The sequence below is a fragment of the Sulfurimonas sp. HSL3-7 genome (assembly GCF_039645985.1).
GTDB classification, from domain to species: Bacteria; Campylobacterota; Campylobacteria; order Campylobacterales; family Sulfurimonadaceae; genus Sulfonitrofixus; species Sulfonitrofixus jiaomeiensis.
Window position 1 is genome coordinate 528,418 of sequence record NZ_CP147919.1, and the last position, 11,766, is coordinate 540,183.

Here is an 11,766-nt window from a genome sequence, read left to right on the forward strand (position 1 = left end):
GAGATTTGTTACCGAACGGTGCAAAGTACTTCCTTTTCTGAAAGCAATTGTAGCCATATGAAATGTGAAAAAAATGTTGGATTCTGTCTGCTTTTTTAAAGGCAGACAGATTTAGAAAGACTAGCGGTGTTTAAAACAGGTTTTTTGTAGAGATCTGGATCTCGCTCAAGGCATAGGCGGCGTCGCGGTGCCCTTCGCGGCGTGCCATCGTCCACCATTTTGCGGCCTGCTCGATGTCTTTCTCAACCCCTTCGCCGTCGTGACACATCAGACCGAGATAGTATTGCGCCTCGGCGTTGCGCTGAAAGGCGCCAAAGGGATAGAGCATCTCATATGCTTCTTCAAATTTATCGTCGTTATAGAGGGCGATGCCGTTTGCGACACTCTTTTCCATCTCATATCCTTTAGAAAATCTTGTGAAATTATAGCTAACTCAAAGGCATTAGCCCAATATGATTATAATAACATCATGAATTTTGATGCGTTAGAGAATAAGAACATTATGCTTTTCGGCAAAACCAGGGCATTGAGTGCGGATGAGTTTACGATGCAGCTTCGAAACCACAATATCCGCATTGTCAATGATAGCACGGCGGATGTCGCCCTGATTGTTGAAGGGCGCCTGGTTAATCCGATAGAACAGGATCAGCTCGATAAACTCTATGAAGAGAGAGTCGCACCGATGATCGAGATCGCCGACCTGGAAAAATGGTTGTGTGCCAGCATCGATGCCGATAAGCTTCTGATGAGCCTCAAGCTCAGTGGTGACCGCAACCGCCTGATGGGGTACCTGCAAAACCCTTATATCTCCAACGCGTTTTTTTTGCGTCTTCTAAAACTCTACAACTGGGAAGGTCTCGGCTTTTTTGAAAGCGATGACAACCGCGATATCACTGCCGCGCTGATCAGCCGCTTTTATGAGAACATCGAACGCAATCACAATGTCCAGTACGCCAATATGGGGATCATGCACCTGCTCCACCAAAGCAGTGATCCCGGGTTGACCGAGACGATCGCTCTGCTGGCACCGCTGCAGAATGCACTCAAAGAGGGGTGCGATAACTCGACACGGAAGATACTCAATACGATCGCACTGCATCCGGCCACGTCCACAAAGGTGTTGAAACAGTGGCTCAAAAAGGGGAGTGACGCGATACAGATACTCATTGCCATGCGCCATGATCTTGACCTGCAGCTGCAGCAGTATCTTCTCAACCTTAACAAAGCGGTCATCAATGAGGCACTCTCGTTGAACACCTCGATCGAACATGAGATCGCGGAGATCCTGCTGGCGATGTTTCCGGAGAACATTGCCAAGCATATTGCTCTGGACGATGCGCTGTATCGCCATCTTGCTGAAGAGTACGCACTGGAGTTGGCGCAAAACCCGACCCTGACCCCGGCGATGCAAAAAGAGCTGCTGGGCGAAGATGAAGATGTTCAGGTTGCTCTTGCCGGCAATGCAAAGATCGACGACTCTGTTTTTAACGCCCTTCTGGAGAGTAAGAAGGTCGATGTACTGCGCAGGCTGATAGCGAATCCACAGATGCCGCAGGAGACACTGAAAGCGCTTTTCGAAGAAGATGCAGAACGTCTCGGTGCCGATATCGCCGCCAATGCCAAAACCGATGTTGCCATCTTAAACCAGCTTGCCCAATCAGAAGATGTAGAAGTCCTGCTCGCGTTGGCTAAAAACCCTTCAACGCCTGTCGGACTGCTCTATCAGTTCCAGCTCGACAGGCGGCTGGAACGCGCCGTCAAAGAGAATCCGAGTTTCGGAAAACATATCCAGCGCGATAATATCGGCTGGGATGTCTAAAAGGAGAAGATGTGTATTCAAAAGAGGTGACCAGCTCGTTAACGGCGATGATCAAAGCCCAGATCCCGACCTTTCTCTGGGGCCCGCCGGGCATAGGCAAATCATCGATCGTCAAACAGATCGCACAGGCCAATGCGTACGAATTTATTGACCTGCGTCTCTCTTTGATGGACCCGACCGACCTCAAAGGGATCCCTTTTTATGATAAAGAGGCCCATCAGGCACTCTGGGCACCCCCCTCATTTCTGCCGCGCGAGGGCAGAGGGATCCTTTTTCTGGATGAGCTCAACTCCGCGCCGCCGGCGGTGCAGGCTTCGGCATACCAGCTGATACTCGACCGCAAAGTGGGCGAATACACTCTGCCCGAGGGATGGGCGATCATCGCCGCCGGTAACCGCGAAGGTGACCGCGGCGTGGTCTACCGCATGCCGTCGCCGCTGGCGAACCGTTTTGTGCATCTCGAGATGGATGTGAATGTGGAAGACTGGCGTGACTGGGCCTATGGTGCGGGTATGGACGAACGTGTTATCGCCTACATCGGCTATAAAAGCGACGACCTCTTCTCTTTTGATCCGACGAAGAACGAGAAGAGCTTTGCCACACCTCGGAGCTGGGAGTTTGTCAGTTCCGTTCTCCGAAGCGAGATGGACGAGAAGCTGCTTTTGGAGACGATCGGCGGGGCAATCGGAAAAGACCGGGCGGTCCGTTTTCTGAGCTTTGCCAAGGTGATGCACAAACTCCCTGACATTGCGGCCATCCTCTCCGGCGGAGAAGGGGCGTATCCCGAAGAGGTGGAGGTGCTACATGCCCTTGCCACAGGGCTTGTCATGGCGATCAGAGAAAATTTCTCAAAAGAGCGCATGGACAATCTGCTGCACTATACGCTCGGTCTGCAGAGTGAGTTTGCGGTAATGATCGTTCAGGACCTTCAGCGGGCGGGTTACACGATGGAAGACCAGAAAGTCTTTGACAAATGGGTAGCCAAGTTCGCCTACCTGCTCGCCTAGATCATGACGCCCCGGCTCAAACAGAAGATCTCCGAAGCCAAGGCCAGACTGCTGGTCGATTACCCCTACTTCGGGACACTCGCTTCCAAACTCGAACTCCAGCAAAACGACAATATCCAGGCCTATCTGAGCGACGGTGTCCGATTTGAATATAACGATGAGTATCTTCTCGATCTGACGCAGGACGAACTGGCCTTTGCCCTCTCCAACGGGGCGATGCATGCCGCGCTGGCGTATGAGAACCGTCAAAAAGGGCGCATGTCGTGGCTCTGGCAGCTGGCGACCGATCATGCCATCAATGCGATGCTCTCAGCCAACGGGCTGGAACCGCCGATAATGATCGACCTTGACCCCCGTTTTGAGGGGATGTATGCCGAAGAGATCTATGCGATTCTCAAAGATGAGATCAAAAACGAAGAGTTTGATGACGACGAATCAAACGAGACCGGCTTTAACGAAGAGAACAAGCGAAAGCAGCAGCAGATGAAAGACGCCGAGGGAAATCATGACCCCGACAAAAAGCGTGAAAAGATGGAGGTTGAGAACGTTGAACAGAAGATCGCCGAGGAGGAGATGTTCGAACAGTTTGCCAACGAAGCGCTGGAGAAGATCGCCGATCAGGGGGAGCTGCCGCTGGAGATCGAGCGTTTCTTTACGCTTACCGACAGCAGCAGGGTCGACTGGCGCAGAGAGCTCTATAACGCAATTGACCGCCACTACCACGATAACTACCGTATGATGCCGCCCTCGAAGAAGCTGCTCTATAGCGGTATCTACCTCCCTTCGCTCTACAGCGACACCCTTCGTCTGACGATCGCGATCGACAGCTCAGGCTCTGTCGATGAGCAGCTGCTCTCGCTTTTTATGAGCGAGGTCGAGGCGATCCTGATCCATTTTCCAAACTATGTGATCGACATGATCGTCTGCGACGCCAAGATCCAGAACTATCGGCAGTTTTTGACAGGCGAAGCCCTCGATATAGAGATCAAAGGGGGCGGGGGCACCGACTTCCGTCCGGTCTTCGATCGCATCGAAGAGCGCCTCGATGCGCCGTCGCTGCTGCTCTACTTCTCAGATACCAAAGGGAGCTTTCCTCAGAACGAACCGTTCTATGAAGTGATGTGGATCAGTGTAGAAGAGAGCGATGTCCCGTTCGGCAGGGTGCTGGTCATAGACAGAGATGAAGAGAAAGAGTGATTGTTACGGCTTTCACTCCAGCCCTTTCTCCTCGTAACATTGATCGATCTCTCTGTCGATCGCCATCTCGACACTGCTGCCGCCGCTGACACCGCTGGTGATGTAGTAGCCGGTAATAATCATAAAAGCAAGACCGACCGCGATGATAAGGGTTGTCATGTAGATGCTGCGTTTTTTCTCGTCAAACTGCATTGTTGTCCTTTCATGGTTCCATTACTCTATTGTAGTCCCGAAGATATCGATTTTCTTTGATAAAATATGATTAATTTAAATAGATAAAGATTCTGATGTCCGAATACGAACGTATAACTTCTCTACTGGATACGAAACAGAACGTCTTTTTGACCGGCGGCGCCGGGACCGGGAAGACGACACTGACGCGCAAGCTCATCGAGCATTATGCCGGTGAAGGCAAAAAGATAGCGAAGCTCGCGTCGACAGGGATGGCAGCGACCTTGATCGGCGGGCAGACCCTGCACAGCTTTTTGGACCTCGGCATTGCCGATTCCATCGAGGAGCTGGAGCGTCAAGGCCGTTTAGAGATCAAGAAAAAGATCAAAAAGCTGGTTTCTTCGATGGATCTGATCATCATCGATGAGATCTCGATGGTGAGTGCACCGCTATTTGAGATGATCCGTCTTCGTCTGCTGCAGAGCGACTTCAAGGGGGCTCTTTTGGCGGTGGGGGATTTTCTTCAATTGCCGCCCGTTGTCAGAGGCTACGGTGAGATCTATTTTGCTTTTGAGTCGGAGAGCTGGCGGCGGTTCGATTTTAAGACCGTCACTCTGGAGATCAATCACCGAAGCGATGACAGGGATTTTGTAAAGGTGTTGGATAAAGTGCGGTTTGCCGAGATCGGGGATGCGGAGCATCACTATCTGCATCATCTCATCAAGCCGGTCGGTGAAGACCTGAGCCAATACACCTATCTTTACGGTAAAAATAATTCTGCATCGCGTCACAATGAAGCGCAGCTTGCATTTATAGACAGCGATGAGGTGACGTATGAAGTACAGCTTGTCAGGCATGATAAAAACACAAATGACAAAGAGGTCGAGCGGTTTTTGAACGATGCGCGCATCGAGCCGAAATTAAAGCTCAAAGTGGGCGCCCCCGTGCTTTTTACCCGTAATGCCTGGAACTACTTTAACGGCGAACGGGGAGAAATCGTTCGTCTGAACGATGAGATCGTTTATGTCGAGAAGAGTGACGGTGTCGTTGTAAAGCTTGAACGCTCCGCCATGACCAAGACTCAGTGGAAAGAGAAGAGTGTCGAGGGGAAAAAGGAGATGATGGAAGAGCCAAAGTTCAGTGTCCATCAATTTCCGATTACCCTGGCCTTCGCCATTACGATCCACAAATCGCAGGGGATGAGCATCGAAGATCTGATCATTGACACCACGGAGATCTTTGCCCCGTCGCAGTTCTATGTGGCACTCTCAAGAGCGACTTCCCCGCACCGTTTGATCCTGAAACAGCCGCTGACTAACTGGTGCAATTTGGCCTTTGTTCACCATAAAGCGTTAGACTTCGTCCATGATCAAAGGGAACGCCATGAATGATGATAAACACAAACGCCGCTTTCGTACTCTCGATGAGTTGCAGGAAGAGTACGATCAGACCTCGCACAGTTTCAAAGAGGAGCTGAAAGATGTGGTTAAAAACCTGAAAGATGAGCTCTTCTCGATGTGGGGCCTTCTGATCCTCTCCGCCCTGACGCTGGCGATCTTGAGTGCCGTTGTAAAGTGAGAGAAACGATGAAAAGCATAGAAGAGCTGACCAAAGAGGGTGTCGAACTCAAGGAAGTGGAGTTGATGCTTACACTCGATGAGTTAAAAACCTTTGGTGCCTACTGCATCGAACATGATCTGAAGTTTAATGACTGGATCAGAACATTGGCCCACGAGGCGATAAAACAGCAGGCAGATACCTAGAACTGATCTGTCTTGTAATGTATGACCTTCCATTCGCCCTCATGCGTCTCTGCGACAAAGGTGCAGGACTCGACCCAGTCACCGCAGTTGAGGTAGGCGGTCCCCTCCATGTTTTTGTACTCCGCTTTATGGATGTGGCCGCAGATGACACCGTTGAAGTCACGGCGCTTCGCTTCGGTTATCAGAACGGACTCGTAGTCGTCAATATACATGACGGCTTTTTTCACGCTCTGTTTGGCAAAGTTGGAGAGTGACCAGAAACGTTTATAACCGATCAGGCGCCGAAAACGGTTGATCGGGTGGTTTAGGCGAAGCAGCAGGTCGTAACTGACGTCACCGAACTTGGCCAGCCACTTTTTCGTCATGGTGATGGAGTCGAAAAAATCGCCGTGGGTGACGAGATAGTGATCATTTTCCTGCGTCACATAGGTGTATTCGTTGACAATGTCGATGGTGTCACCCAGGGTCAGCGGCAGGAACTTCCGCACAAATTCGTCATGATTGCCCAGCACATAGGTCAGACGGGTCCCTTTTCTCGCTTTGCGTAACAGCTTCTGGATGACGTCGGAGTGGGCCTGCGGCCAGGTCCAGCGCCGTTTTAGCGCCCAGCCGTCGATGATGTCGCCGACAAGGAAGAGATGATCGCACTCGACCGTGCGCAAAAAGTCAAGCAGCAGTTCCGCCTGTGCATGTCTGGTGCCCAAATGGAGGTCTGATATAAAAACGCTTCGGTAATGATGATCGTGTTGCACGTTGTAACCTTCATGTGATTTCATGGTAGTACTCATGAGACTTTACTATTAAATAATAACAATATGAATACAGAGCTACCGAACATCATATTGGTGAGTGATACCGTTTTTGATTCCAACGGCGTTTCGCGTTTCATTCACGATATGGCTAAATTCGCCCCTTCCTACGGTAGCCGGTTTAACGTGATCACATCATCGCCTTTGGAGACGTATGGCTTCAGTGACAACATTCTGAATGTAAAATCATTGTTGAGTATCAGGATGCCTTTTTACAAAGAGCAGTTTATCAGTGTCATCCCCCCGTTTTGGAGGCTGTTTAACGAGGTCAGGGCATTCAACCCCGATGTGATCCATATTTCGACACCGGGGAGTTTGGGGATCTGCGCGCTGTTGATCGCAAAGATGCTGAATATTAAAGTGGTGGGTACCTATCACACAGATTTTCCAAGCTATATCTACCAAAATACGAAAAAAGAGTTTATGCTGGCGGCAACACGGGGCTATATGCGTTTCTTTTATCAAAAGCTCGACAAAGTGTTCGCCCGGTCACAGCAGAATCTGAAGATACTGGAAACGGAGATACATGTCAATGCCGAAAACCTGGTCGAGATCAGAGCGGGTACGGATATTGAGGCTTTTTCACCGAGCTTCGCATCTGAGACGATCTGGGCAACGTATGATATTGACAAAAATGCTGTCAAACTGCTCTATGTAGGACGTTTGAGTGTGGAGAAGAACTTCGACTTTCTGCTTGATCTGTTCCAACGATACCGCACAAACAGTGATAAGAAAGTGGTCCTGGTCGCAGTAGGAGAGGGTAGCCGCCTGAAAGAAAAAGAGCGGCTAAAAGAGGAGGGGATCTATCTGCTGGGCAGAAAAAAAGGGGAAGAACTTTCACGTATCTATGCCAGCAGCGACCTTTTTGTTTTTCCTTCCGTCACTGAAACCCTGGGGCAGGCGGTTATGGAAGCCGCTGCAAGCGGATTGAGCGCTGTCGTATCCAATCAGGGCGGCGTGACACAAAGCGTTGAACACGGGGTAAACGGTTACTGTGTCGATACAAATAATGAGCTGCTGTGGCTGGAAAAAATGGATGAACTTATCTGTAATGGTTCATTACGCAGAGAGATGGGGCAATCGGCAAGAGCTAAAATGGAAGGAAGGTCAATAAAATCAAGCTGTGAACAGTTTTTAAAGCAGCACGATTTTGAATTAAGAGAGAAGAGAGGGTGACGCCGCAAGGCGCACCGTCAGTGCTTACAGATCTTTTTCGTGTTTAGCAAGGTACTCGGCAACACCGGCAGTGTCGGCTTTCATACCTTCGTCACCTTTGTTCCAACCCGCAGCACATACTTCACCGTGCTCGTTAGTGAAAAGCATTGCGTCAACCATACGGATCATCTCATCGATGTTACGTCCAAGAGGAAGGTCATTGATAACAGCGTGGCGAACAGTACCGTCTTTGTCGATCAGGAATGAACCGCGCAGTGCAACACCGCCGTCAAGAAGAACATCATATGATTTTGCGATCTCTTTGGTAAGGTCGGCAACCAGCGGGTAACGGACCTGGCCGATACCGCCTTCGTTTACCGGTGTGTTCTTCCAGGCAAAGTGAGAGAACTGAGAGTCAATAGAGACACCGATTACTTCAATACCACGTGACTTGAACTCATCCAGACGGTGGTCGAATGCGATGATCTCAGATGGACATACAAAGGTGAAGTCAAGTGGATAGAAGAAAAGAACCGTACCGTTTTCACCGAAGTTCTCGTATAGGTTGAAGTCTTCTTTGATTTCATTGTTTCCCATTACAGTGGTTGCTGTAAAGTCAGGTGCTTTGTTTGTTACTAGCATAGGTTGTCTCCAAATATTAATTTTTTATGGCAAGGATTGTAGCACAAGAAAATAAATAAAATTATGTGATAAAAAACCAGCTTAAAAGTTTAAATTGCTTTCAGCTATAATCGCGGACTTTCATTTTATATGATGATGTGCTTTGTAAAAATGTTGGACATGGATTCCGGTATATTTATGAAGTATCAGCACACAAGGTGAAGGATAATACAATAAAGGAAATCGATGACTAGAGAGTATATTTTTACTTCTGAGTCTGTAACAGAAGGGCATCCTGACAAGATGGCCGATCAGATTAGTGATGCTATTCTGGATGACATTATTGCTAAAGATCCTAAAGCGCACGTCGCGTGTGAGACTTTGGTTTCGAATGGTTTTTGTGTAATTGCAGGCGAATTAAAAACACATGCGTATACCCCGATGCAGGATATTGTACGTCAGGTAGTAAAAGAGATCGGCTATACCGATGCCACCTATGGATTTGACCACCGCTCTGCGGCTGTCTTGAATGCTATTGGCGAGCAGTCGCCGGACATCGACCAGGGTGTTGCCCAGGCCGGTGGGGAGATCGGCGCAGGTGACCAGGGACTGATGTTCGGTTTTGCATGCAAAGAGACACCTGAGCTGATGCCGCTGCCGATTCACTTGGCACATCGCATCACGGAACGTCTGGCAGAAGTCCGCAAAGAGGGAATTATCCCGTATCTTCGTCCGGACGGAAAAGCGCAGATCTCTGTAAAATATGCAGGCGGAAAACCTGTCTCTGTTGAAACGGTTGTTGTCTCAACACAACACCATGAAGAAGTCTCCCAAGAACAGCTGCATAAAGATGTTATCGAAGAGGTCATTAAAAAGGTGATTCCGGCGGAACTGTTGAGTGAAAATGTAAAGTACCACATCAATCCGACCGGTAAATTCGTAATCGGCGGACCGCAAGGTGATGCGGGTCTTACAGGCCGTAAGATTATTGTTGACACCTACGGCGGTTCATGTCCGCACGGCGGGGGCGCTTTCTCAGGAAAAGATCCAACCAAGGTAGACCGTTCAGCTGCTTACGCTGCGCGTCACGTTGCAAAAAACCTGGTGGCCTCCGGTGCGTGTGAACGTGCAACGATCCAGGTCGCTTATGCGATCGGTGTTGTCAAACCGGTCTCGATCATGGTCAATACGCATGGTACAGGTGTTGTTGATGAAGAGAAGATCGAAGAGTGTGTTAAAGAACTTTTTGACTTGACGCCTAAAGGTATTATCGATGCACTCGATCTATTGCGCCCTATCTATCGTAAAACAGCGGCATACGGCCATTTTGGTCGTGAACTGCCTGAATTTACGTGGGAAAAGACCGACAGAGCTGAAGAGATCAGGAACTATTTAGGGCTCTAAAATGTTACTCTCTCTCTGAAGGAAACGTCAGACTGACCGCGCTGTTTCGGATGAAAGAATGCGGCAGTATGGGTACGATGAAGAGACGGAAAATTTCCGCCTCTTCAAGCAAAGACACACCTTCTTCCAGACTATCTTTATGTCCAAGACAGAGGCATACGTCTCTCTTTTTTTTTACAAGTCTGATATGACGCTTTTAGCCCATGTTTTTCCACCCAAAAACCTCAAGTCTGATTGTGCTGATAATGACTCTCAAAACACCTATTTATGGGCTTTAGGTCAATTAGTAACAGTTTTTTTATTGTGCAAAATATAGCTATTTATTTTTAGAAACAATTAATGTTCTTGTGTTATAGTTATCTCGAAATTACAATAGGAGACTGATTATGGCAGTATTTATTAATGACACATGTATCAACTGTGGCGCTTGTATTGACGAATGTCCGGTAGAAGCAATTGTTGACGAGGATGATAACCCGACAGGAGAAGAGCTGTACTACGTTTACCCAGATAAATGTGTAGAGTGTGTTGGTCACCACGATGAGCCGGCATGTGCAACTGCATGTCCAACTGAGGGCTGTATCACATGGGATATGCCTTTTACTGCTGAAAACAAAGACTTCTTTGCTGCAGGCAACTATGTAGACGGTAAAAACTACGTGATGGAAGATGCAGATGCTGAAATGCCATTCCGTGAAGATATCTCTATGGAAGCACGTACTGCTCGCGAAAACATCGTAGATTAATACGACACAGTATCGGCTTTTGCCGATACGCTTTTACTCTCTTTCATTTTAATTAACTTCATAAGATTTCATTTAAACTAAAACACAACATAGTTTCAGTATAATCCCACTCTAAATTTTCAATTTTCGGGAGTTCTGAATGGAACGCACACTATCAATCATCAAACCTGACGCAGTGGCTAAAGGTGTTATCGGCAAGATCCTAGATCGCTTTGAAAGCAATGGTCTTCGTATTGCAGCAACAAAAAAACTTCAACTGTCTCGTCAGGATGCTGAGGCGTTTTATGCGGTTCACAGCGAGCGTCCTTTCTTTAAAGACCTTGTTGACTTCATGATCTCTGGTCCTGTTGTCGTTTCTGTCCTTGAAGGCGAAGATGCAATGAAAAAAAACCGTGACCTTATGGGCGCAACAAACCCTAAAGAAGCTGAAGCAGGAACAATCCGTGCTGATTTCGCTGAGAACATCGATGCGAACGCAGTTCACGGAAGTGACTCTTTGGAAAATGCTGCGGTTGAGATCGCTTTCTTTTTTGCTGAGAGAGAGATCGCGTAATTACCGATGAACATCCCGTTCAGACGTATTACAAAAACACCGACTGAATTCGAAGTCGAGTCAGACGGTGTCACGCTTAAAGGGACGGTTGTCTTTAAAGAGCGTAACATAGTTCTACTTCAAGCACAGTTGCAAGGACAAATCGAGCTTACTTGTGACATTTGTGCGGAAGATTTCGCTACAATACTGAACGAAAAAATAGAGCTACTTGTTTCCGACGGCATTTACCAAGGCTTTGATGAGAAGCTGGATGTTGTCGAAATGCAAGATAATATCGATTTTGATGAGTTGTTACATACCGAGATCGAATTGATCCGTAGTGACTATCACAGTTGTGAAAACTGTAAAAACCAAGAAAGGAATTAAACATGGCAGTACCTAAGAGAAGAGTATCACACTCACGTTCGGCAAAACGCAGAACGCACTATAAGATCACACTAGCACGCCCGGTTAAAGATAAAGATGGCACATACAAGTTGCCACACCACATTAACCCGACTACTGGCGAGTACAAATAATCA

Annotated in this window: 15 protein-coding genes and 1 pseudogene; 12 read left to right on the top strand and 4 right to left on the bottom strand. The window is 48.2% G+C overall.

From position 1 onward, the window contains the following. Positions 1–130: 130 nt before the first annotated feature. A complete protein-coding gene (locus WCY20_RS02675; RefSeq protein ID WP_345976779.1) occupies positions 131–394 on the bottom strand; it encodes an SEL1-like repeat protein in 264 nt (87 codons plus the stop codon). A 75-nt stretch (positions 395–469) separates the two neighbouring features. Between WCY20_RS02675 and WCY20_RS02680 the strand changes: the two genes are divergently transcribed. The 3 genes from WCY20_RS02680 to WCY20_RS02690 are packed head-to-tail and all read left to right on the top strand — an operon-like array spanning position 470 to position 4,023. Next, positions 470–1,819 (top strand): hypothetical protein, encoded by a 1,350-nt coding sequence (locus tag WCY20_RS02680; RefSeq protein ID WP_345976780.1) that lies wholly within the window; start codon positions 470–472, stop codon positions 1,817–1,819. 11 nt (positions 1,820–1,830) lie between these two features. Continuing rightward, positions 1,831–2,826, top strand: a complete 996-nt coding sequence (locus tag WCY20_RS02685; protein WP_345976781.1) for a MoxR family ATPase — start codon at positions 1,831–1,833, stop codon at positions 2,824–2,826. A 3-nt stretch (positions 2,827–2,829) separates the two neighbouring features. After that, the gene (locus tag WCY20_RS02690) at positions 2,830–4,023 is read left to right on the top strand and encodes a VWA-like domain-containing protein (RefSeq protein WP_345976782.1); all 1,194 of its coding nucleotides are present in this window, start codon (positions 2,830–2,832) and stop codon (positions 4,021–4,023) included. Positions 4,024–4,035: 12 nt separating this feature from the next. Here the strand turns inward: WCY20_RS02690 and WCY20_RS02695 are convergent, their stop codons facing one another. After that, complete coding sequence (locus WCY20_RS02695) at positions 4,036–4,215, bottom strand: hypothetical protein (protein ID WP_345976783.1); 180 nt, start codon at positions 4,213–4,215, stop codon at positions 4,036–4,038. Positions 4,216–4,310: 95 nt separating this feature from the next. On the opposite strand from WCY20_RS02695, the gene WCY20_RS02700 reads away from it, so the two are divergent. From WCY20_RS02700 to WCY20_RS02710, 3 genes are read left to right on the top strand one after another with little or no spacing between them, the layout of a single operon-like run. Beyond that, on the top strand, positions 4,311–5,585 hold the full coding sequence (locus tag WCY20_RS02700) for an AAA family ATPase (protein WP_345976784.1): 1,275 nt from the start codon (positions 4,311–4,313) through the stop codon (positions 5,583–5,585). Next, the gene (locus WCY20_RS02705; protein ID WP_345976785.1) at positions 5,578–5,772 is read left to right on the top strand and encodes a hypothetical protein; all 195 of its coding nucleotides are present in this window, start codon (positions 5,578–5,580) and stop codon (positions 5,770–5,772) included. The genes WCY20_RS02700 and WCY20_RS02705 overlap by 8 nt, the downstream gene beginning before the upstream one ends. Positions 5,773–5,780: 8 nt before the next feature. Next, complete coding sequence (locus WCY20_RS02710) at positions 5,781–5,957, top strand: hypothetical protein (protein WP_345976786.1); 177 nt, start codon at positions 5,781–5,783, stop codon at positions 5,955–5,957. Here the strand turns inward: WCY20_RS02710 and WCY20_RS02715 are convergent. Beyond that, positions 5,954–6,733 carry a UDP-2,3-diacylglucosamine diphosphatase gene (locus tag WCY20_RS02715; RefSeq protein WP_345976787.1) on the bottom strand — a complete coding sequence of 260 codons (780 nt, stop codon included), beginning with the start codon at positions 6,731–6,733 and terminating at the stop codon, positions 5,954–5,956. The two genes, WCY20_RS02710 and WCY20_RS02715, sit on opposite strands and share 4 nt — an antisense overlap. 39 nt (positions 6,734–6,772) lie before the next feature. On the opposite strand from WCY20_RS02715, the gene WCY20_RS02720 reads away from it, so the two are divergent. After that, the gene (locus WCY20_RS02720) at positions 6,773–7,942 is read left to right on the top strand and encodes a glycosyltransferase family 1 protein (protein ID WP_345976788.1); all 1,170 of its coding nucleotides are present in this window, start codon (positions 6,773–6,775) and stop codon (positions 7,940–7,942) included. A 24-nt stretch (positions 7,943–7,966) separates the two neighbouring features. On the opposite strand, the gene WCY20_RS02725 is transcribed toward WCY20_RS02720, so the two are convergent. Then, on the bottom strand, positions 7,967–8,563 hold the full coding sequence (locus WCY20_RS02725; RefSeq protein ID WP_345976789.1) for a peroxiredoxin: 597 nt from the start codon (positions 8,561–8,563) through the stop codon (positions 7,967–7,969). A gap of 225 nt (positions 8,564–8,788) precedes the next feature. On the opposite strand from WCY20_RS02725, the gene metK reads away from it, so the two are divergent. The 5 genes and pseudogenes from metK (at position 8,789) to rpmF (ending at position 11,763) form a co-directional block, all read left to right on the top strand. Next, positions 8,789–9,946: a methionine adenosyltransferase gene (metK, locus tag WCY20_RS02730; RefSeq protein ID WP_345976790.1), complete on the top strand. Its 1,158-nt coding sequence runs from the start codon at positions 8,789–8,791 to the stop codon at positions 9,944–9,946. Between the two features lie 386 nt (positions 9,947–10,332). Then, a pseudogene (locus tag WCY20_RS02735) lies at positions 10,333–10,539 on the top strand (4Fe-4S binding protein); the annotation flags it as partial. Between the two features lie 292 nt (positions 10,540–10,831). Beyond that, on the top strand, positions 10,832–11,245 hold the full coding sequence (gene ndk / locus WCY20_RS02740; protein WP_345976791.1) for a nucleoside-diphosphate kinase: 414 nt from the start codon (positions 10,832–10,834) through the stop codon (positions 11,243–11,245). 6 nt (positions 11,246–11,251) lie between these two features. Continuing rightward, a complete protein-coding gene (locus WCY20_RS02745) occupies positions 11,252–11,611 on the top strand; it encodes a hypothetical protein (protein ID WP_345976793.1) in 360 nt (119 codons plus the stop codon). 2 nt (positions 11,612–11,613) lie between these two features. Further along, positions 11,614–11,763 (top strand): 50S ribosomal protein L32, encoded by a 150-nt coding sequence (gene rpmF / locus WCY20_RS02750; protein WP_345976794.1) that lies wholly within the window; start codon positions 11,614–11,616, stop codon positions 11,761–11,763. Positions 11,764–11,766: the final 3 nt, after the last annotated feature.